Origin of the sequence: Methylophaga sp. UBA2012 (assembly GCF_002335235.1) — a bacterium.
Lineage (GTDB): Bacteria > Pseudomonadota > Gammaproteobacteria > Nitrosococcales > Methylophagaceae > Methylophaga > Methylophaga thalassica.
Genome location: NZ_DDCG01000003.1, coordinates 248457 through 270830, shown reverse-complemented (window position 1 = coordinate 270830; position 22374 = coordinate 248457). Strand labels below are relative to the sequence as shown.

Sequence of the window (22374 nt, the reverse complement as noted above, 5' to 3'; positions counted from 1 at the left end):
CTATCCTTCTATCTCAATTTGTGTCAAGTTTGATCTGAGTGCAGGGCCATAGTCATATTTGCCTGAACAGACAAAGGAGCATAATGACAAATCTTCTTCATCAAGCTCTAAACAACCAAGCGCTTGTGCTGTATCGGTATCTTTGACCAGCAATGAACGGAGTAACTGTGTTGGTAAAATATCCAGTGGCATAACACGCTCAAATACACCAACAGGTACCATCGCTCTGGGGCTGCCATTTTGTGATGTGGTCAGAGCCACTTCTTTTTGGCCAAGAATGCTGGAAAAGAAAACATTGAGTGAAGAAAACTTACCTTTACCACCTGGACGAATCCAACCTAGTAATTCTCGTTCAATACCTTCTGCGATCACTGAAATTTGATTATGAAATCTGCCTAAGTAGGCTGCCCAGTTATTGGCTGTATGGCCATGCAAAACCGAACCAGAAACGATACGTGATGGAATATTTTGTACTTCACCCAATACAAGGTCCTGGGTACTTGCGCCTAAACGTGTACGTATCAATCGTGGTTTATTCACTAAAGGTCCAGCAAAAGCAATAATGCGCTCAACCCAAAGACGACCCGTAGTGAAAAGTTTGCCAATCGCTATCACGTCCTGATATCCAATTGTCCATACTGATTTACTGGCGTTGACAGGATCAAGCAGATGAATATGTGTTCCAGCTAAACCAGCGGGGTGTGGGCCTGAGAAAGTATGCACTTCAATATTACTTTTCTGGTTAACCGGGAGGGCCGTATCAGGGGCCTGACAGACATAGACTTTGCCTTCTGTCAGTTGGCTGAGGATGGTTAGACCGTGTTTAAAATCTTCAGCGTGTTCGTTAATGATAATGCTTGGGTCAGCAGCAAGAGGATTGGTATCAATGGCTGTGACAAAAATGGCATGTGGTACGGCATCAACAGCTGGAGAGCGACTATACGGGCGGTTGCGGAATGCTAACCATAAACCGGAGTCAATTAAGTTTTTGGTGATATCTGATCTTTTCAGATTGTCGAGCTTGTTTAAATCGTACTGCTTGAATGTGATCTCATCGTCACCTTCCAAATCAATGACGACTGATTGTAATGCGCGCTTGGCGCCGCGGTTAATGGCTTTGACTGTTCCTGCACCTGGAGAGGTGAACTGCACGCCAGGGTTTTTCTTATCAGTAAATAATGGTTGTCCGAGTTTGACCTTCTGGCCTTCTTCAACCATCATCGTAGGCCTCATACCTACATATTCATTGCCCAATATGGCTACCGAATTGACTTTATTGCCATCGTAGATAGTTTGTTCGGGTTTCCCCGAAATGGGCAAATCTAGCCCTTTCTTAATCGAGAAATGCATACTTCACCTGGTCAGGAGACAACGGACGTACCTGCTATCTGTGTTACGTTAAATTCCCAGTCTGTAAGTATAAGTATTGTTTTCGATGAAAGAAAGAACAAATCCAGATAAATATTAGCTCAAATCCTACTTATGTCAGGATGCTATCTGTTTCTTTTAGCCATCTATAAGCAACAATAAAGCCTAAAAAGCTAAGTACGCTGGCTATGATGAATGTCCAGGGCGCCCCGGGACTATCCCATAAATAGCCGCTGAATAAGCTACCAATGACGCCGCCAATCCCAAAACTTGCGCTGCTATACAGCGCTTGTCCTCTGCCTTGTGTGTTGCCAATAAAATGACGATGAACCCAGGCAATAGCTGAGGCATGAAAACTGCCGTAGCTGGCTGCATGTAAAAACTGAGCCATAATCAGTGCAGGCAGGTTTTGCGGAAACACAGCTATTAACAGCCAGCGTAATGACGTTAATAACAGACTGGCCATAAAGACGTTACGCAATCCAAACTTAGGCAACCAACGATGCATCACAAGAAAAATAATCACTTCAGATATGACGCCCAGCGCCCATAGCTGTCCAATGAGGCCACTACTGTAATGGTACTGCTCAAGATAGATGGTATAAAACGTGTAGTAAGGGCCGTGACTGGCCTGCATTAATAAGCAGATCAGTAAAAAAGCAATAACACTGGGTCGCTTCAGTATGGTTTTTAATGAGATGGTGGTGTGCTCTGAAGTGTCTGATGATTCAGGCACGGTGAGGCTGAATAGCCATATACCTGCAATGCTGATTAATAATGCGATAGGAATAATCTTCGGCTCAAAGTGCTCAAGTAAATTACCCAACACCATGACAATGACAATAAAGCCGATGGAACCCCATAAACGAATTTTGCTGTAATGGTGACTGTGTTCGCCGAGATGTTGCAGAGTGGTGACTTCAACCTGGGGTAATGACGCGTTCCAAAAGAAGCTAAACAGCATCAGAATCAATGCGACACCGAGGTAAGATTGGTCAACAAATATGGCGGCGAAGACGATGATAGTTGCAAAACTGGCAAGTCTCACAATTCTCATGCGGCGGCCATAATGATCGGCTAGCCAGCCCCAGATATTAGGCGCGATAATCCTTGAGCCCATAAGGATTGCTGTTAACTCACCGATCTGGCTTGGACTAAAGCCTTCCCATTTCAGGTAAAGGCTCCAGTACGGTACTAAGATGCCAAGACAAGCAAAATAAAAAAAATAAAAGCCGGACAGGCGCCAGTATGGCAATTGAGATAAAGGCACCTGAGTGAGTTAAGCCTGAGAAGGAATGATCGGGGTGTCAGTAGTGACGTCCATATTTTGAGCACGATGTCTCAACACATGATCCATTAAAACTAATGCCAGCATAGCTTCTGCTATAGGTGTCGCTCGAATACCAACACACGGATCATGGCGACCTTTCGTCACAACTTCAATGGCATTACCTTGTGTGTCAACACTTCGGCCTGGTAATCGCAGACTGGAAGTGGGTTTCAACGCGATGCTGACAAGTAAATCCTGACCACTGGTAATACCACCGAGCGTGCCGCCCGCATGATTACTGAGAAAACCTTCAGCAGTAATTTCATCACGATGTTCAGTGCCTTTTTGCGTCACGGAATCAAAGCCGGCACCAATCTCAACACCTTTGACGGCATTAATGCTCATCATAGCGTGAGCGATATCCGCATCAATACGGTCAAAAATCGGCTCTCCAAGTCCAACCGGTACATGGCGAGCAACAATATTGATTCTGGCGCCTACCGAGTTGCCTTCTTTACGTAAGGCATCCATATAAGCCTCGAGTTCAGTTTCTTTATCTGGGTCCGGTGAGAAAAAGGCACTTTTCTCTATATACGACCAGTCTAACTTTTCTGTTTTTATAGGACCGAGTTGCGATAAATAAGCATTTATTTCAATACCATAACGCTGACGAAGATATTTCTTTGCAATACCACCAGCGGCGACACGCATGGCCGTCTCTCTGGCAGAAGAACGACCACCGCCACGATAATCACGCACACCATATTTTTGGTGATAGGTGTAATCAGCATGAGCCGGTCTGAACTGATGCATGATGTTGCCGTAATCTTTGGAGCGTTGATCCACATTTTCAATCAACATACCAATGGGTGTACCAGTTGTCTTACCTTCAAAAACCCCAGACAGAATTTTGACCTGATCGGGTTCGCGGCGTTGCGTTTCATGACGAGTTTTACCTGGACGACGACGATCCAGATCGCTTTGTAAATCTGCTTCAGTTAATTCTAGTCCGGGAGGGCAGCCATCAACGATACAACCTAAAGCCGGGCCATGACTCTCGCCAAAGGTGGTAACAGTGAAGAGTTTTCCAAAGGTATTACCTGACATATCTCGTTCCGCTTTCGAGTGAAGATTAAACAATAAATAATTTGGCGAAGCCTAAAAAGGCCATAAAACCGACCACATCCGTCACAGTGGTGAGTAGTACGCTGCCTGATAAGGCTGGATCAATACCTATTCGCTTCAACCCCAACGGTATAGTTACGCCAGCAAGGGCTGCTGCCACTAAATTAATAATGATGGCAGTACCAATAAGTAGTCCTAAAGACACGCTATTAAACCAGATCACGGTGACTATCGCGATAGCTGTGGCCCATATCAAGCCATTTGTCGCACCAACCAGCATCTCTTTGCGCAATAACCAGCGTTCATTGTTGCTATTCAGTTGGCCCAATGCCATAGAGCGAATAACCAATGTTAAGGTCTGGCTTCCGGCTATGCCACCCATACTGGCAACAATGGGCATTAGGACTGCAAGGGCCACTTGTTTTTGTATTGTGGTTTCAAATAAACCAATAACCCATGACGCGAGAAATGCTGTCAGTAAGTTTACGGCAAGCCACACCGAGCGGCGATGAACACTGCGTTTGACGGTGGCGAAGGTGTCTTCATCTTCCCCCAAACCTGCCATGCTCAGCATCGAATGTTCTGCGTCATCACGGATAACGTCAACGACATCATCAATAGTGATACGACCGAGTAAGCGATTATCTTTATCGACAACAGGCGCGGAAATCAGATCATGTTTTTCAAATCGTCTGGCGACATCCCTATCCGTCATATTTGCTGGAATCGGATCAACCTGGTGCGACATCACTTCACTTACCAGAAGTGAACGGTTTCGGCTTACCACTTGTGATAAACGCAATGTGCCCAGGTAATGATCATTATGATCAACCACATACAAACTATCAGTATTTTCAGGTAATTCACCCAGCATGCGCAGATAGCGTAAAACAACCTCGAGTGTGATATCCGTACGTACTGTGGTGACGTCTGTATTCATCAGACCACCGGCACTTTCTTCATCGTAGGCTAAAACAGCTTCAACACGACGCCGGTGTTGAATATCCATCGCACGCAACACTTCATGGACGACATGATCCGGGAGATCTTGCAGAATATCGGCGATATCATCGGCATCAAGATCTTCGGTGGCATTAATCAGATCGGCGGTGTCCATATCTGTCATCAGATCGGTACGGACTTCCTCACCGATATATGACAAGACTTCACCACGTAAGTCAGGATTAATTAATGGCCAGCAGATTTTCCGCTCATTAGGAGGTAAAGATTCAAGAAGATGCGCTGTTTCGGCTGGATGTAGTCCTGCTAATAACCTACGCATTCTGACAAAACGTCCACTTTGCAGGGCATCAGATAAAGCATTAATAGATTGATTCAGGGCGTGATCGTGGTCCAGCTCAGACATATCCAGTTCTCAACAACGGAGGTTTTTAGGATTGTGATTAGTGCTTATTCTAGCTTGCTTGCCACTTGCTGAATAGCGTGAAATGCTTAGTGAGCAAAGAAAATAAGGAGATTCAGAGGTTTTATAAGGTGAGTGCTGACACCCATCATATACGATTTGGTGTCAGCACAGGTTCATTATTTAGTGAGACGGACCGTTAATTTTTTCAAGCAATAAATCCAGCTCTAGTGGGTCACTGGTATTCATAATATCCAATGTGTTAACGGGGAGTTCATTCAAGTTAGTTTCATTGATTACCTGTTTTACTTCGAGTATGGCATTGGGATGCATACTGAAGTTTTCCAATCCCATGGCCAGTAGAAGTCTTGTATAACGAGGGTCACCCGCCATTTCACCACACATGGACACATCCACATTATGCAGTTTTCCCGCCTGCAGCGTCATATATATCAGACGTAATACAGCTGGATGCAATGGGTCATAAAGATAGTTAACATGATCATCAATACGGTCAATGGCCAGTGTGTACTGGATTAAGTCATTGGTACCAATAGAGAGAAAGTCTACCTGTTGCGCAAATATTTCTGCGCAAACCGCACTTGCCGGAATCTCAATCATGGCGCCCACTTCAATATGATGATCGTATTCAAGATGCTCTTTATCCAGTTCCTGCTTACATTGCTCAAGCAGGTTCTTCGCTTGGAGCAGTTCATTCATGGTGGAAATCATCGGGAACATGATTTTGATTTTGCCAAAAGCAGAAGCGCGAAGAATTGCGCGCAGTTGGGTGCGGAACATGGCAGGTTGGCTTAGGCATAATCGAATGGCGCGCATACCTAAAGCTGGGTTAGTCACTACAGTTTGATTGAGGTTACGCCCACCATCAACGGTTTTGTCTGCCCCCAAATCGAATGTTCGAATTGTCACCGGTTGATTATTCATGCCTTCAACCACATCGCGATAGGCCGATAACTGTTCTTCTTCCTCTGGTGGTGACAGGCGGTTCATGTACAAAAACTCGGTACGATACAGTCCAATACCTTGCGCACCGGCGCTGCTGATTGTGGTTACATCTTCCGGTAACTCAGCATTGGCTAACAATGTGACTGATTTACCATCTCGTGTTTTTGTGGGTTGAGACTTATAACGACTCAGCGATGAGATATGTTCACGAAAAGCAATTAAACGGCCTTCATATTCATACTGTGTGCGTTCATCTGCCCCGAGCAACATAACGCCAGTCTCACCGTCAACAATCAGCGGTTCATTATCCTGAACATAACGACGAACAGATTCGACACCGACGATAGCCGGGATGCCCAGACTTCTTGCCAGAATGGTGGTGTGAGACGTCGCACCACCATGCTCTGTCACGAAGGCAACAATACCTTGGTGCTGCATAAGCACAGTGTCCGCTGGCGTCAGGTCTTCAGCAATAATAATATGGCCTTTTAGCCGACCATCCGGAATTTCATGATCCGCGACTTCCTGATCAGCCAGAATACGGTGAATACGATTGACCACATGATCAACGTCATCTCGACGTGTACGCAGATAAGGATCATCCATCTCATTAAAAACGTTAATCAACGCATCACGTTGCAACTGTAAGGCCCATTCGGCATTACAGCGGCGCTGACGGATCATATCTACCGGAATCTTATTTAGTGATGAGTCATTCAACATCAATAAATGGGTATCAATGAAGGATGTCACGTCAGCAGGCGCATTGGCCGGAATATGATTACGAATGGATTTTAACTGTTGTCTTGCCTGATCAATGGCATCGAGAAAACGGTCGACTTCTTGCTCTATTGCAAAGGCGGGGATTAAATATTCACGGACATCAGGCTGATTGTGAAAAAGAATATGGGCTCGGCCCATAGCAATGCCGCGAGAGACGCCAATTCCTTGTAGCTCAAGCGTCATTCACCTTCTCCAAAAAAATCATTAATAAGGGTATCTAGCGCTTGCAAAGCCTGTTCAGCATCATCACCTTCAGCGGTCACAGTGATTTGTGATCCTTTTGCCGCAGCCAGCATCATTACACCCATAATGCTTTTACCATTGACTGTTCTGTTTTCTCTGGTAACGGTAATCTCAGCATCATAAGCGGAAGCAGTAGTGACAAATTTAGCTGCTGCCCGTGCATGTAAGCCGAGTTTATTAATAATTGTGAATGTTTTTGTCATCATTTTCTTGAATAGCCTGTGTGATGACAGCGAACTACACCTTCTTGGCCGCCACTCAAGGCTTTGATTTCAAGTTCTTCTAAGTTTAGGGCTGGGTAGTTTAAAACGCGTATCAACATGGGTAGGTTTAAGCCTGAAACAACACGGATATCTGTTCTGTCAGATACTGCACAGGCTATATTACTTGGCGTTGAGCCGAACATGTCAGTCAGTATGAGAATACCGTGACCTTGATCAAGTTTTTTTAAATCTTCATCCATTTCCAAACGGATTGCTTCAGGATTGTCTTTGGTCTGGATTGAAATCACTTTGGTGGGAAGCGGGCAACAAGATAACATCTGGCGTGCAGTGTTAATCAGCTCTGTCCCGATGTTATTGTGCGAAACAAGTAAAATGCCTACGGTCATATTAGCTCTCTAAAAAAACAGCCAAAGCTGTATATAGACAAATCGGCTCAGCCTCTGTCTTGTAACGGTAATGAATGTAATGGATATACCGCATGTCATCAAGTTAATGTGAAATCATCACTGCTGAATTTGCTGTTGTTGGCGATATTTTAACTGTTCATTGGCATCATTTGTTGACTGTTGCATATTTAACCAGGTTAACAGGCGAATGAGCGCGGGTACCGGATTAGATAACGACAAATGTAGTGTCGGAATATTAATACCAAGAATAGTTTGATTGCTTTGGTTGCCTTCCAACTGACTATCCAGTGTTAATTTTTCATGCAGGATCAGCTGATAGTGAAGCGAAGCATAATCAGTGACATGTGTTGGACCAAACTGGTGTTCGATATTAATGGTGCCAAGTTCACGTGTGTTAAGCAGGCTTTTTAATAGTGAGGGAGAACGACCAATAAGTTGATTTTTTTCAATAGTGAGGTCAATCACATCATCAGCGACTAATTGATGACCTTCAATGATTAACTGCAAAGCCAGACTACTTTTCCCTATGCCGGGGGAACCGCTAATCAGTACGCCAGAGCCATTGACACAAACCATTACTCCATAGTGTGAGTTGGTTTGTATTGCTTGGACCATAGTTAATCTTCGTCGATAGAAAGGAGTAGTTCGAAAATTTGTTCGGCGCTTGTTGCGTTACGCAACTTCTGGCAGATATCAGGATCACGAAATAGAGTAACAAGACGTGATAAATGCTGTAGGTGATGATCTGTATCTTCTTCCGGTACGAGTAAACCAAAAGCAATATCAATAGGTTGATTATCGACAGACTCAAACGGCACTGGCGTTTCCAGTGTCAGCATAGCAGCAATGGTATGCGTTAAGCCCGGAACCCGGGCGTGGGGGATAGCCACGCCCTTACCAAGGCCGGTACTTCCGAGCCGTTCACGTTCCAATAAGACCTGGAATATTTTTTCTGCTGTTGTCGCGTTAGTATTACTGGCTAACTTTTGACTTAAGTTTTCCAGTACTTTCTTTTTGCTCGTGGCATTGTCATGAAAGCTGATACTGTCAGCATTAACCAATAATGCGGCAATTAGCATAAAAAAATCTCGTTTAGTTGACGTTGTGCTTCATATCGGCACCGACAGATTGATGATGATCGGTGATTTTATCTTTATGCTTGATGATTTGGCGATCAAGTTTAGCCACCAAATTCTCAATAGCAGAGTACATGTTTTCATTTTCATCTGAGGCGAACAAATCAGCACCACTTACATGAACAGTGGCTTCTGCTTTCTGACGTTGTTTTTCTACTGATAACACAACATGAACATTGGTCATGTGATCAAAATGGCGAGTCAATTTTTCGAATTTTTTGTTGACGTGATCGCGTAAGCTGTCAGTGATTTCGATATGTTGTCCGCTTAAATTTAACTGCATAATGATGGACTCCTTATTGAGTGATGATAACTGGTTTACACCAGTCGTTTTCGCTCATTCGATGGCGCTATTGCCAACGTTTCACGATATTTTGCAATTGTCCGTCTGGCGACATTAATGCCTTGTTCTCCGAGGATATCGGCAATTTTACTGTCGCTCAATGGTTTCCGTGGATTTTCTGCGGCAACCAGTTTCTTGATGATAGCGCGAATGGCTGTAGCTGAACATTCTCCGCCGGCATCTGTGCTGACATGACTGGAGAAAAAGTATTTCAGTTCAAAAATTCCTCTCGGTGTATGGAGGTATTTGCGGGTTGTTACACGGGAAATTGTGGATTCATGCATTTCTACAGTTTCAGCAATATCAGCTAATACCAGCGGTTTCATTGCTTCTTCACCAAAGTCGAGAAAATCTTTCTGTCTTTCGATGATCGCTTCGGTCACTTTTAATAGGGTTTCATTGCGACTTTGTAAGCTTTTTAGAAACCAGCGTGCTTCTTGCAAATTATTTTTCAGATAGGTATTTTCTGCGCTGTTATCGGCTCGATTAATGAGTTGCGCATAATGTTCAGCAATTTGTAAACGCGGTGCATTATCGGGATTGAGTGAGAGCACCCATTGGCCCTTAAGCTTTCTTGCATAGACATCTGGAACAATATATTCCGTGGTATCTGTTTGAATTTGACTGCCAGGACGAGGGTTTAACAGCTGAATGGAACGAACCAATTCGGTGAGTTCATCATCTGAGACTTTCAGAGCACGTTTGATTTGGGCGTAGTCACGTTTGGCCAGAGTATCGAGATGTTTATCGATAAGCTCTTTCAACAGATCAATATGAGGTAAACCTGATTCTTCATAAACACGAAGTTGTATCAGCAAACACTCGCGTAAATCACGGGCTGCCACTCCGACGGGATCAAAGTGCTGAATACGATGCAGCACCGTTTCGATTTCATCCAGCTCTATTTCAGCAAACTCTTCGCCTAAACTCGCTTGAATCTCTTCCAATGATGTTTTGAGATAACCATCATCTTCAATCGAGTCAATGATGGTTGTCGCGATGGCTTCTTCAATTTCTGTGAAGTGAGTCAGCCGCATTTGCCAGAGCAGATGTTGCTGCAGTGAATCGGTACTTTCATCCTGATTTTCCCTTTCCATATCACCATCATGGATAACATTGCTGTTATTAGTGCTGATAGGCTGATAATCGTAGGTATCTTCCCATTGACTATCGACGGGCAGATCTTCAGGAATGTTTTGATTTTCAAGTTCACTGATTTCACGACTTGTTTGATCTTCAGTGCTTGGTTTACGTGCGTTCTCATCGAAGTCAAAGTCTTCTTCCACTTCGAGTAGAGGATTGCTCTCCAGAGCTTCCTGAATTTCTGTCTGTAACTCAAGCGACGACAATTGCAGCAAACGAATGGCTTGCTGTAATTGCGGAGTCATCGATAGACTCTGGCCTACACGCAGCTGTAATGAGGGTTTCACGAGAATTCTTTATGTGTTTTTACGACCATGTAAATATGTTACCGCAAGTCTTGTGCCATTGCCTACAGCTACATACAAAATCTTAACTCAAGATTTATTTAATCAGCCCTAAACGATCACAAATAGTCAGAGTCGGGTCAACTTTATTCATCGTGTAAAAATGAATGCCGGGTACACCGAGCTCGATTAGCTGCTGAGTAAAGTCAGTCAAAAAATCAACAGTGAAAGCATTCATTGAAGCGCTATCATCATAAAATGCTTCAAGTTTTTTACGTAACCAACGCGGGATTTCTGCACCACAATTCGCTGAAAATCGAGCTAGTTGGGTGAAATTATTAATGGGCATAATCCCTGGAATAATCGGGATGTCTATGCCATGTTTCTGACAGTTATCAACAAAATAGCGGTAAGCATCAATATTGTAAAAATACTGTGTGATAGCACTATTTGCGCCTGCATCGACTTTTCGCTTGAAATTAATCAGGTCATCCTCTGCAGATTGAGCTTGCGGATGAACTTCAGGATAGGCAGCTACTTCAATGGTGAAAAAGTCTCCCGTCTCTGCACGGATAAACTCAACCAGCTCATTGGCATAACGAAAGTCACCAGGTGCTTGCATACCTGAAGGCAAATCACCACGAAGTGCGACGATACGATGGATATTATTATTGCGATAGGTATCAAGGAGAGCACGGATACGTTCAGCGGAAGAGCCCACACAAGAAAGATGGGGAGCTGCATCAATATTAGTCACTGCATGCTGTTTTTGGATGTCTATTACCGCATCCATAGTATTGTCTTGTGTTGAACCTCCAGCACCAAAGGTGACGGAAAAAAACTCAGGCTTTAGTGGCACAAGCTTTTCTCTGACAGCGCTTAAATTAGCAATGCCTTTTTCAGTTTTGGGTGGGAAGAATTCGCAACTCAGTGTGAGATTTTTTGCCATATCAGTAACTTAAATTAGAAAACTGGGCTGATAAACCAGCCCAGTTTTACATTGATTAAAGATTAATATCTGTAATGTTCAGGCTTGAACGGACCTGTTTTTTCCAGTCCCAGATATTTCGCTTGTGCATCAGTCAGGGTGGTGAGGTTGGCACCAATTCGACCTAAGTGCAGTTGTGCGACTTTTTCATCCAGTTTCTTCGGTAAAACGTAGACTTTATTTTCATAATTGTCAGCGTTCTGCCAGAGTTCAATTTGTGCCATGACCTGATTGGTGAATGAAGCAGACATCACAAAACTTGGATGACCCGTTGCACAACCGAGGTTAACCAGACGACCTTCTGCAAGCAGGATAATACGTTTGCCGTCAGGGAAAATGACATGGTCTACCTGAGGTTTAATATTTTCCCATTCGTATTTACGTAATGAAGCGACATCAATTTCAGAATCAAAGTGACCGATGTTACAAACGATCGCTTCATTTTTCATCTTCAGCATATGACCGTGATTGATAACGTCAATATTACCGGTAGTGGTGACAAAAATATCACCCATAGCAGCAACATCATCCATAGAGACAATACGGTAGCCTTCCATGCTGGCTTGAAGCGCACAGATGGGATCAATTTCAGTGACAAAAACGGTCGCACCCATTCCTCGGAACGCTTGAGCACAGCCTTTACCCACATCACCGTAACCTAAAACAACACAGATTTTACCGGCGATCATCACGTCAGTAGCACGTTTAATACCGTCCAGTAATGACTCACGACAGCCGTATAAATTATCAAATTTAGATTTGGTCACTGAGTCGTTCACATTGATGGCTGGCACTTTTAATGTACCTGCTTTCATCATTTCATACAGACGGTGAACACCTGTAGTGGTTTCTTCCGACAGACCTTTAACGTCTTTTAATAATTCTGGATATTTATCATGCATGATTTGGGTTAAGTCACCACCATCATCCAGAATCAGGTTAGGACGCCAGTTGTCCGGACCCATAATCGTTTGTTCGATACACCAGATGGCTTCTTCTTCTGTTTCACCTTTCCAGGCAAATACCGGAATACCCTGATCAGCAATAGCCGCTGCAGCATGATCCTGTGTGGAGAAAATATTGCACGATGACCAGCGAACTTCAGCGCCGAGTTCGACCAGTGTTTCAATTAACACAGCGGTCTGGATTGTCATGTGTAAGCAACCAGCAATGCGTGCACCTTTCAGTGGTGCTTGGCCTGCATATTCTTCACGTAATGCCATTAATCCTGGCATTTCGCTTTCAGCAATTTTAATTTCTTGATGACCCCATTTAGCCAGGCTGATGTCTGCAACTTTGTAGTCAGGGGTTAAGTTTTCTATTGGTGATTCCATCGTTCATTTCCTCAAATTCTTTTATAAACCGGCAGCATCGCGTAATACTTCTGCCATATCCGTTCTTTCCCAACTAAAATCAACATCTTCACGACCAAAGTGACCGTATGCTGCTGTTGGTTGATAGATCGGTTTGATCAAATCAAGCATCTTAATTAAGCCAACCGGACGTAAATCAAAGTGTTCACGTACCAGCGCGACCAGCTTCTCTTGAGAAATTTTTCCAGTACCGAATGTCTCAACACTAATTGATGTTGGGTCGGCAACACCAATCGCATAAGACACCTGAATTTCACAGCGATCTGCTAAACCGGCTGCAACGATATTTTTCGCCACATAACGGCCTGCATAAGCGGCACTACGATCGACTTTTGATGGATCTTTGCCAGAGAAAGCCCCACCACCATGACGAGCCATACCACCGTATGTATCGACAATGATTTTTCTTCCTGTCAGACCACAGTCACCGACAGGACCACCAATGATGAATTGGCCGGTAGGATTGATATGGATTTTTGTTTTGGCAGACAACCATTCAGCAGGCAGTGTCGGTTTGATAATGCTTTCCATGACGGCTTCATGCAGATCCGCTTGTGAAATATCCGGACTATGCTGTGTTGATAAGACAACAGCATCAATACCAACTGGCTTGCCATCTTGGTAAACAAATGTGACCTGACTTTTCGCATCCGGACGCAACCAGCTCAATTCGCCATTTTTGCGAACTTCAGATTGGCGTTTGACCAAACGATGTGCGTAGGTAATAGGCGCTGGCATTAAAACGTCAGTTTCATTGCTGGCATAACCAAACATCAGACCCTGATCGCCGGCACCCTGATTTTCTTCGGTATCTCTGTCTACACCCATAGCGATATCAGAAGATTGTTTACCGATCAAAGACATAACTGCACAGGTCTGACCATCAAAACCAACATCTGAGCTGTTATAACCGATATCTGTGATCGTTTTACGAACGACATCTTCCAGATCGACCCATGCCGATGTACTGATTTCACCTGCAACAATGGCGGTGCCAGTTTTTACTAAGGTTTCGCAAGCAACGCGAGCATGGGGATCCTGACGAAGAATTTCATCCAGGATGGCATCTGAAATTTGATCGGCAACTTTGTCTGGATGCCCTTCCGATACAGATTCAGAAGTGAAAAGATAATTGCTACTCATAGTCAACTTCCTCATTACAATGAGATTGTGGTAATGATAGTTGTGCTATTTGAGGGGGAATAAATCTCGCTCATTACTATCAGTTACCTGTTAATAATGAACGCAGTTTAAATAATTGAGTATTGAATAAGCCTAGCAGGTGAATGACCTGTTGCAGCGTTCCTTATTCGAAAGGACATATTAATCTATATAGAGAATTTTTCAAGCTTAATTATCTTCACAAAATCGTCACAACGCGTGGCCTAAAGGGTTAATCTGTCTCCATTTTGTCTCAGCCACAGTTTGTGCTCTCTAAATGTGGGACAAACATCAGCCACCAACTGCCAAAAAGACGCTGAGTGATTGTGATGATGAAGGTGACAAAGTTCATGCAGGATGACGTACTCGATCACTTCCTCAGGCGCCATGACGAGTTTCCAATTGAGCTGAATTTCACCTGAACGGTAGCAGCTTCCCCAGCGGGCTTTGTACGTTTTGACGATAAGGCTTTTAGGAGAGAATTGATGAGCTTCAGCCAATTGAAAAAATCGTGATGTCAGGATTGTATTGGCTTGCTCTCGGTACCACTTTTCCAGCTGGCGTCTAATGCCATCTGCTGTCATATCTTTTTTCTTTGTATAGAGTTGTATGACATTGTCTTCTTGCTTGATTGTATTTTCAGCGCTGGAGTTATGAATTTTTAATTCATAGGTTTCGCCTAAAAATAAAAATGACTCCCCATCGGCATAAACTTTTTCTTGTGTTACTGGCCGTTGCTGAAGCTTTTGTTTTATCCAGTAACTTTTTTTGTCTACAAAATGCTGTGCGGTGCTGACTGCAAGTTTCGCTGGTATCCGCACAATGACCTCACCTTGCTTGATAACAAGCGCCATACTCTTTCGGCGTGAACTGCGAATAATGGTGTAATGAAAGCCATCAGGATGTGTGTGTGTCATAAATAATCGTTATAAGCAGATTTTTGCGTGCTGATTTGAGAAAATGTCCCATTAATCTACGTTAATTGAATCATGTCATCATCATTATCTTTTATAGAATCTAGAAAATTATCTGTTGCGCCGATGCTGGATTGGACCGACCGTGATTTTCGTTATCTGTTACGGCTCATTTCGAAACATACCTTGCTCTATACGGAGATGGTGACTACTGGGGCGTTGATTCATGGCGATAGACAACGATTTTTAGCTCATGATGCAACGGAATATCCTCTCGCTTTGCAACTTGGTGGTTCTGATCCTGCTGCTCTAGCTGAGTGTGCAAAAATGGGGGAGGATGCGGGTTATAGTGAAATTAATCTGAATGTTGGTTGCCCAAGCGACCGTGTCCAGTCAGGCAGTTTTGGCGCGTGTTTAATGGCTGAACCTCAATTAGTGGCGGAGGGTGTGGCAGCGATGAAAAACGCCGTGAATATTCCTGTCACTGTTAAAACCCGACTCGGGATTGATGAACAGGATAGTTATCAATTTCTGACCGATTTTATTGATGCTGTGTCAGCAGCCGGTTGTGAAACTTTCATTCTGCATGCGCGCAAGGCATGGCTCAAAGGATTAAGTCCAAAAGAAAATCGTGATGTGCCGCCACTGGATTATGAGCGCGTTTATCAAATCAAAAAGGACTACCCCGAGCTACATATTGATATCAATGGTGGTATTCATAGTTTGGTGGAGGTTCAGGAACATCTGAAACATGTCGATGGCACAATGGTTGGACGGGCGATTTACCATGATCCCTATCTGCTAGCTGACGTGGATAACGTTATTTTTAACCAGCGTTCTGACTATATATTGAGCAGACATGAAGTGATTGAGGCGATGTTGCCGTATATCGAGCAAAGAATGAAACAGGGCCGACCACTGAAATCCATCACCCGACATTTATTGGGTTTATTTCAGGGCCAGCCTGGAGCCCGTCGCTGGCGGCGGCACTTAAGTGAGAATGCCCATTTGCCCGATGCGGGCATCCATACACTTCAACAAGCGCTAAGCCTGGTCGATAAGGTCTAGTTTCTAAGCCCGGTGCCTTTTTTCAACAGGTATAAGGCATATGCGGTTAAGGCCACTATAAACAACATAATAATGCTAAATGCCGCCATGATAGGGATATCTGAAATACCTAACATGCCGTAGCGGAAAGCATTCACCATGTACAAAATAGGATTTAGCAGTGACACGTTTTGCCAAAAGTCGGGTAATAAATCAATCGAATAAAATACCCCGCCCAAATAGGTTAATGGGGTCAGAATGAATGTTGGGATGATGGCAATTTCATCAAAACTGCGTGCATAAACGGCATTGATAAAACCGCCCAGCGCAAATAAAACCGCACTCAGAAATACCATGCTGATGGTAATAAAAATATGCTCTACCGGTAGATGCGTAAAGAAAAGCGACACTAGCGTCACTATCATCCCCACACATAAGCCCCGTGCTGTACCACCGGCTACATAACCCGCGAGAATTAAATAATTTGGGATAGGGGCGACAATCAGCTCTTCAATATGATTTTGGAATTTGGCACTGAAGAATGAAGAGGCCACATTTGAATAGGCATTATTGATAACGGCCATCATGATGATACCCGGTACGATATATTCCATATAGCTAAAGCCACCCATTTCCCCAATTCGACTCCCGATCAGATTACCGAAAATGATGAAATACAGGGTCATGGTGATGGCCGGTGGCAGAATCGTTTGCGGCCAGATTCTGAAGAAGCGGCGGATTTCACGAAATAGCAAGGTTGAAAACGCGACCCAGTGTCTTTGGTGACGAGTTGGTGTCATAGGTTTTACTCCGACTTCTCAACAAGGTTGAGAAATAATTCTTCCAGACGGTTCACTTTATTTTTCATACTGGTGACTTCGATATCTTTTTGAGTCAGTTGTTCAAAAACCGTGTTCAGTGATTCACCTCGGTGGATTTCGATTTCCAGCGTGGTGTTATCAATCTGATGATAATCAAAGCCATCAAGCTCAAAGGGGTGTTGAAGCGAGTGTTTGAGATCCAAAACAAAGGTTTCTTTATCCAGCCGATTTAATAGAGACTTCATATCGGTATTTTCGATTATCTGGCCTTTATCAATGATCGCAATATTACGGCATAAGCTTTCGGCTTCTTCCAAATAGTGGGTGGTCAGAATGATGGTGGTGCCTTCGGCATTAATCTTTCTGAGAAATGTCCACATGGAGCGACGCAGTTCAATATCAACACCTGCGGTCGGTTCATCCAGAATCAACAGACGTGGATTGTGAACCAGAGCGCGGGCTATCATCAGGCGACGTTTCATACCGCCAGACAGTGATCGAGATGGCGTGTGTCTCTTTTCCCATAGTCCAAGTTGTTTGAGTAGTTCATCCGCTCTGGGTTCTGCCTCGCTGGCGGGCATCCCATAATAACCTGCTTGCGCAACCAGAATATGCTTTACCTGCTCAAAGCCATTGAAATTGAATTCTTGCGGCACAAGTCCTATATAACTTTTGGCTTGCTCAGCATCGATATCCAAATCGGTGTCAAAGACTTGAATGGAGCCACTGGTTTTTGTGACTAGCGAAGTAACCACGCCAATAGTGGTTGACTTGCCCGCACCGTTGGGACCGAGTAATGCAAAAAAATCACCCTGTTCTACATCGAGATTAATGTTCTTTAATGCATGCAATCCGTTACGATACGTTTTACTTAGATTCTTGATAGATAATGCTTTCACTGTCTCTCTCAAGCGTGATAAAGGTGGCTAGGTTATCATGCCTGCAGCAAGATGAAAATTTGGTAAAACGATGGTTAGAAATTCTGCTCCACAATCAATCGATGAGCTGATGCAACGTTGTCATCACATAGCTGGAAAAAGCCTAGGACAGATTGCTCAAGAGGTAGGGTGTCGGGTGCCTGCAGATTTGTTGAGAAATAAAGGCTGGGTTGGTCAGCTATTAGAATCCTATCTTGGTGCTGATGCAGGCAATCAGGCAGAGCCAGACTTTATTTCACTAGGTATTGAGCTGAAAACATTACCATTAAACGCGCATGGTGAACCCAAAGAGTCAACGTATGTTTGTACAGTGTCATTGAGTGAATACGAAGCGCTGACATGGCAGGAAAGCTGGGTCAAACGAAAGCTATCACATGTGCTTTGGCTTCCGGTTGAGGCGGAGTCGTCCATTCCACTTGCTGAACGCTATATCGGCGCGGGTTGGTTATGGCAGCCAGATCAGATTGAAGAAGAAATTTTAAAGGCTGACTGGGAAGAATTAATGGACCGGTTAGCGCTAGGTGAACAGTCAGAGCTAACGGCAAGGGAAGGCCAGTATTTACAGGTTAGACCGAAAGCGGCTCATAGTCGTATATTGGCAAAAAGCTCCGATATTTCAGGTGAAACTATTTTGATGAATCCAAGAGGGTTTTATCTGAGAACAACTTTTACTAAGCGCTTACTCGCGAAGGCGTGCATTTGATGGTAACGTTGCATAAAAAATTAATGGATTAATTTGTATTACTCGGGAAATTAGAGAAATATGCTAAACGCGTTAGTTATAGATAGCTCACCAATGTTTTGTGGGCATATGATCGATTTATTAGAGTCTGCTGGTTTTAATGTTGAGACAGCAGAGAGTGGAGCTGATGGCTTAGGCAAGGCTGCTCAAGCGAGGTATCGTTTAGTTTGTTGCTCTGATAACTTACCCGACTATGCCAGCAGTGAATTCTGTAGTCAGCTAAGAGCACTAAGTGGTTATGATTTTGCCACCTTGCTGGTCTTAACAGAACATGACAATTCTAAAATTCTCAAACAAGCCTTATTGGCTGGTGCTACCGATATTTTCAGCAAAAATGATATGGCTGAAATGGATACTTATCTATCTCGTCTGAGCCAGCGAGAGTCGCGACAATTAAGTGGTCGGGTGTTATTTATTGAAGATTCCCGGGTTTTGCAAACCATTATCATCGACTTATTAACAGATATGGGACTTGATGTAGACGCTTATAACTATGCTGAGAGTGCATGGGAAGCGTTTAAAGGTGGGGACTACGATCTGGTTATCACTGACATTATGCTTGAAGGCAGTATGAGTGGTATCACCTTAGTGCGTAAAATCCGGCGTATGCAGAGTGAATATAGCAATGTGCCGATTATCGCGACATCAGGTTTCGATAATATGTCCCGTAAGATCGAATTATTCCATCTCGGTGTTAATGATTATGTGTCGAAACCGATTGTGCGAGAAGAATTGAGACAGCGCGTTTTCAATCATATAACCAGTTATCAAACAACGCAGGAGCTTCGTACACAACAAAAGTCTTTGCATAGTCTTGCCATGCTGGATGAAACGACGGGATTGTTTAATCGGCACGCTCTGAGAGAGTTCGCGAGTAAATATTTCAGTGAAGCTTATCGGTTTAATCGTTGCTTATCTCTTGCTGTCATTGATATTGATCATCTGAAAGATATTAATGAGCGTCATGGATTTGAGCGGGGAGACCAGATGTTATCTGAGCTGGGTTCGTGGATGAAACGCCATGTACGTGATGTGGATCTGGTTGCCAGATGGGCAGGAGATGAGTTGGTGCTTTTATTGCCGGAGTGTGATCTGGTATCGGCAAAAAATATGATGGAACGAATGGTACAGCGCCTCAATAAGTTAAAACCTGCCAATTTGGAAGTAACGGTAAGTATTGGCATTGCCCAATTAAGGCAGGCAGACAATGATAATCTAAATAGCTTATTCGAGTTAGCAGATAAAGCCATGTATCAGGCTAAAATGGCGGGTCGAAATTGTGTCAGAGTTTATGTTGAGTCTGAGGTCGTGCCTGAATTAAGTGATAATGATTAGCCATAACGCTGCTTAAATAGTTCACATGCGGCTTTATTCAGCATAAATATGCCATGACCACCGTTTTCTAATTCCAGCCATGTAAACGCGATATCAGGCCATTTATCATCGACCGCCAAATCGGTATTGCCCACTTCAACGAATAATAAACCTTGGTCGGTCATGTGCTCTGCGGCCCCAAGCAGGATTTTTTCTACTAAGGCCAGTCCATTATCCTCGGCTTCGAGAGCTGAGACCGGTTCATGCCGGTACTCTTCTGGAATAGAGGCCATTTCATCAGCCCCGACGTAAGGGGGATTGCTCACGATCAAATCGTATTTTGCGTCAGCTGGAAAAGCTTGCCAGATATCTGATTGAATAAGGTGTAAGTGGTCCTCTAATCCATGTTTCTTGCGGTTTATTTCTGCTACAGCAAGGGCATCTGTGCTGATATCACTCGCTGTCACTTCCGCTTGTTCAAAAGCCATGGCTAACGCAATAGCAATACAAGCACTTCCTGTACACATATCCAAAATAGTGAATACCGAGTCAGGCTCACTAAGCCATGGTTGGAATTGCGCTTCTATCAGCTCTGCAAAAGGCGAGCGGGGGATAAGAACTCGCTCATCGACAAAGAATGGTAGGCCTGCAAACCAGGCTTCATTTGTCAGGTACGGTAAGGGAATACGCTTTTCAACGCGTTTTTCAATGGCAATAAGCAATGCACGCTTTTCATCTTGGGTCAGTCTGGCATCTAAAAAGACTTCAGGTAAGGCGTCTACAGGCAAGTGTAAAACACTCAGTATGAGCTGCGATGCCTCATTAAAAGCGTCTTCATTACCATGGCCAAAAAATAATCCCGCTTCATTGAAGCGGGATGTTGACCATCGTAAAAAATCACGAAAAGTGTTTAATTCAGATTGAACAGCCAGATAATCAATCATAGATTTTGTGTGATATCAACAAAGTGACCTGCGATTGCAGCTGCCGCAGCCATTGCTGGACTGACCAGATGCGTTCTGCCACCTTGACCCTGACGTCCTTCAAAATTACGGTTAGATGTGGAGGCACAATGTTCACCAGCTTCAAGACGATCCGCATTCATGGCCAGGCACATGGAACAGCCAGGATCACGCCATTCAAATCCCGCTTCGATAAAGATTTTATCTAAACCTTCTTGCTCAGCTTGTTGTTTGACTAAACCTGAGCCTGGAACAACCATAGCTTGTTTGACGCTGGCAGCGACCTTTCCGCCTTGGATGGCCTCCGCTGCCTCACGTAAGTCTTCGATACGTGAATTTGTGCAAGAACCAATAAATACACGGTCCAGATAAATGTCAGTAATCGCTTGGTTGGCTTGCAGGCCCATATATTTAAGTGCTTTTTCCATGCCATTGCGTTTTACTGCATCTGATTCCTTGACGGGATCAGGAATAGCCGAATCAACCGATACAACCATTTCCGGCGACGTGCCCCATGTGACTTGAGGTTTGATATCTTCTGCTTTCAGTACGACGACTTTATCAAAATGGGCGCCATCATCAGAGTGTAATTCACGCCATGCTTTAACCGCTTTCTCCCAGTTTTCACCAGATGGCGAGAAAGGACGATCTTTCAGGTAGTTGATGGTGGTATCGTCAACCGCAATCATACCTGCGCGGGCGCCAGCTTCAATGGTCATATTACAGACGGTCATGCGACCTTCCATACTTAAGGCCTGAATCGCTTCACCGGCAAATTCGATGGCATAGCCTGTTCCACCAGCAGTGCCAATTTCTCCAATGATAGCAAGGACAATGTCTTTGGCTGTGATGCCGGGGTTAACCTGACCTTCAACGCGCACTTGCATATTTTTAGATTTACGCTGAATCAGGCATTGGGTTGCCATAACGTGCTCAACTTCGGAAGTACCAATACCAAAAGCTAAAGCACCAAAAGCACCGTGTGTTGAAGTGTGAGAGTCACCACAAACTACTGTCATACCTGGAAGCGTCGCGCCTTGCTCGGGGCCAACAACGTGCACAATACCTTGTCGTAAATCATTTAATCCAAATTCAGTAATACCAAATTCGACACAGTTGCTATCGAGCGTATCTACTTGCAAACGTGAAATAGGATCAGCAATACCTTGCTCGCGATGTGAAGTAGGAACGTTATGATCCGGTGTCGCTAAAATAGAGTTTAAACGATAGGGTTTACGGTCAGCTAAACGAAGGCCTTCAAAGGCTTGCGGTGATGTCACTTCATGAACAAGATGGCGATCGATATACAGTAAAGCTGTAGTGCCATCTGACTCAGATCGAACGACATGTTGATCCCAAAGCTTATCGTAAAGTGTTTTTGCTGACATATCTCTATTAAAACCGATTAGTGAGTTATAAGTATCCGGGCATTATACAGCGTCAGAGATGTAAGCTCTAT

22 protein-coding genes and 1 riboswitch are annotated in these 22374 nt (G+C 44.0%); of the genes, 3 read left to right on the top strand and 19 right to left on the bottom strand.

The window, feature by feature from the left end:
* The 15 genes from B2248_RS04525 to B2248_RS04455 all read right to left on the bottom strand — a co-directional run bounded on the left by B2248_RS04525 (position 1) and on the right by B2248_RS04455 (position 15094).
* On the bottom strand, positions 1 to 1350 hold the full coding sequence (locus B2248_RS04525; protein ID WP_273178551.1) for a Na(+)-translocating NADH-quinone reductase subunit A: 1350 nt from the start codon (positions 1348 to 1350) through the stop codon (positions 1 to 3).
* Positions 1351 to 1480: 130 nt separating this feature from the next.
* Entirely contained in the window at positions 1481 to 2638 is a 1158-nt protein-coding gene (locus B2248_RS04520) for an MFS transporter (protein WP_273178552.1), read from the bottom strand.
* Between the two features lie 9 nt (positions 2639 to 2647).
* A complete protein-coding gene (gene aroC, locus B2248_RS04515) occupies positions 2648 to 3745 on the bottom strand; it encodes a chorismate synthase (protein ID WP_273178554.1) in 1098 nt (365 codons plus the stop codon).
* A gap of 25 nt (positions 3746 to 3770) precedes the next feature.
* A complete protein-coding gene (mgtE, locus tag B2248_RS04510; RefSeq protein WP_007147049.1) occupies positions 3771 to 5129 on the bottom strand; it encodes a magnesium transporter in 1359 nt (452 codons plus the stop codon).
* Positions 5130 to 5309: 180 nt separating this feature from the next.
* A complete protein-coding gene (gene ptsP / locus B2248_RS04505; RefSeq protein ID WP_007147048.1) occupies positions 5310 to 7058 on the bottom strand; it encodes a phosphoenolpyruvate--protein phosphotransferase in 1749 nt (582 codons plus the stop codon).
* On the bottom strand, positions 7055 to 7324 hold the full coding sequence (locus tag B2248_RS04500; RefSeq protein ID WP_007147047.1) for an HPr family phosphocarrier protein: 270 nt from the start codon (positions 7322 to 7324) through the stop codon (positions 7055 to 7057). Before B2248_RS04500 ends, ptsP begins: the two co-directional genes overlap by 4 nt.
* Complete coding sequence (locus B2248_RS04495) at positions 7321 to 7728, bottom strand: PTS sugar transporter subunit IIA (protein ID WP_007147046.1); 408 nt, start codon at positions 7726 to 7728, stop codon at positions 7321 to 7323. Before B2248_RS04495 ends, B2248_RS04500 begins: the two co-directional genes overlap by 4 nt.
* Positions 7729 to 7845: 117 nt before the next feature.
* Entirely contained in the window at positions 7846 to 8364 is a 519-nt protein-coding gene (locus B2248_RS04490) for an HPr kinase/phosphorylase (RefSeq protein WP_273178558.1), read from the bottom strand.
* Between the two features lie 2 nt (positions 8365 to 8366).
* Positions 8367 to 8828 carry a PTS sugar transporter subunit IIA gene (locus B2248_RS04485; RefSeq protein WP_007147044.1) on the bottom strand — a complete coding sequence of 154 codons (462 nt, stop codon included), beginning with the start codon at positions 8826 to 8828 and terminating at the stop codon, positions 8367 to 8369.
* 13 nt (positions 8829 to 8841) lie between these two features.
* Positions 8842 to 9168 carry a ribosome hibernation-promoting factor, HPF/YfiA family gene (gene hpf / locus B2248_RS04480; RefSeq protein ID WP_007147043.1) on the bottom strand — a complete coding sequence of 109 codons (327 nt, stop codon included), beginning with the start codon at positions 9166 to 9168 and terminating at the stop codon, positions 8842 to 8844.
* A 35-nt stretch (positions 9169 to 9203) separates the two neighbouring features.
* Complete coding sequence (locus B2248_RS04475; protein WP_273178561.1) at positions 9204 to 10658, bottom strand: RNA polymerase factor sigma-54; 1455 nt, start codon at positions 10656 to 10658, stop codon at positions 9204 to 9206.
* 94 nt (positions 10659 to 10752) lie between these two features.
* Positions 10753 to 11604: a methylenetetrahydrofolate reductase [NAD(P)H] gene (gene metF, locus B2248_RS04470; protein WP_007147041.1), complete on the bottom strand. Its 852-nt coding sequence runs from the start codon at positions 11602 to 11604 to the stop codon at positions 10753 to 10755.
* Between the two features lie 62 nt (positions 11605 to 11666).
* Entirely contained in the window at positions 11667 to 12977 is a 1311-nt protein-coding gene (gene ahcY / locus B2248_RS04465; RefSeq protein ID WP_007147040.1) for an adenosylhomocysteinase, read from the bottom strand.
* A 21-nt stretch (positions 12978 to 12998) separates the two neighbouring features.
* Positions 12999 to 14159, bottom strand: coding sequence for a methionine adenosyltransferase (gene metK, locus B2248_RS04460; protein WP_273178564.1), 1161 nt, complete (start codon positions 14157 to 14159; stop codon positions 12999 to 13001).
* A 91-nt stretch (positions 14160 to 14250) separates the two neighbouring features.
* A riboswitch (S-adenosyl-L-homocysteine riboswitch) is annotated at positions 14251 to 14330 on the bottom strand.
* Positions 14331 to 14401: 71 nt separating this feature from the next.
* Complete coding sequence (locus tag B2248_RS04455) at positions 14402 to 15094, bottom strand: M48 family metallopeptidase (RefSeq protein WP_273178566.1); 693 nt, start codon at positions 15092 to 15094, stop codon at positions 14402 to 14404.
* A 72-nt stretch (positions 15095 to 15166) separates the two neighbouring features.
* Here B2248_RS04455 and dusA point away from each other — a divergent pair, with 72 nt between their 5' ends.
* Entirely contained in the window at positions 15167 to 16159 is a 993-nt protein-coding gene (dusA, locus tag B2248_RS04450; RefSeq protein WP_273178568.1) for a tRNA dihydrouridine(20/20a) synthase DusA, read from the top strand.
* Here the strand turns inward: dusA and B2248_RS04445 are convergent.
* Together B2248_RS04445 and B2248_RS04440 are read right to left on the bottom strand one after the other, a co-directional pair.
* Positions 16156 to 16938, bottom strand: coding sequence for an ABC transporter permease (locus B2248_RS04445; protein ID WP_007147036.1), 783 nt, complete (start codon positions 16936 to 16938; stop codon positions 16156 to 16158). The genes dusA and B2248_RS04445 overlap by 4 nt on opposite strands.
* A 5-nt stretch (positions 16939 to 16943) precedes the next feature.
* Complete coding sequence (locus tag B2248_RS04440) at positions 16944 to 17858, bottom strand: ABC transporter ATP-binding protein (RefSeq protein ID WP_273178569.1); 915 nt, start codon at positions 17856 to 17858, stop codon at positions 16944 to 16946.
* Between the two features lie 70 nt (positions 17859 to 17928).
* On the opposite strand from B2248_RS04440, the gene mutH reads away from it, so the two are divergent.
* Positions 17929 to 18600, top strand: coding sequence for a DNA mismatch repair endonuclease MutH (gene mutH, locus B2248_RS04435; protein ID WP_273178571.1), 672 nt, complete (start codon positions 17929 to 17931; stop codon positions 18598 to 18600).
* Positions 18601 to 18660: 60 nt separating this feature from the next.
* A complete protein-coding gene (locus tag B2248_RS04430) occupies positions 18661 to 19974 on the top strand; it encodes a GGDEF domain-containing response regulator (protein WP_273178573.1) in 1314 nt (437 codons plus the stop codon).
* Here B2248_RS04430 and prmB read toward each other — a convergent pair.
* Positions 19971 to 20897 (bottom strand): 50S ribosomal protein L3 N(5)-glutamine methyltransferase, encoded by a 927-nt coding sequence (gene prmB, locus B2248_RS04425; protein WP_273178575.1) that lies wholly within the window; start codon positions 20895 to 20897, stop codon positions 19971 to 19973. The genes B2248_RS04430 and prmB overlap by 4 nt on opposite strands.
* Positions 20894 to 22303, bottom strand: coding sequence for a 3-isopropylmalate dehydratase large subunit (gene leuC / locus B2248_RS04420; protein WP_273178576.1), 1410 nt, complete (start codon positions 22301 to 22303; stop codon positions 20894 to 20896). The genes prmB and leuC overlap by 4 nt, the downstream gene beginning before the upstream one ends.
* Between the last annotated feature and the right edge of the window lie 71 nt (positions 22304 to 22374).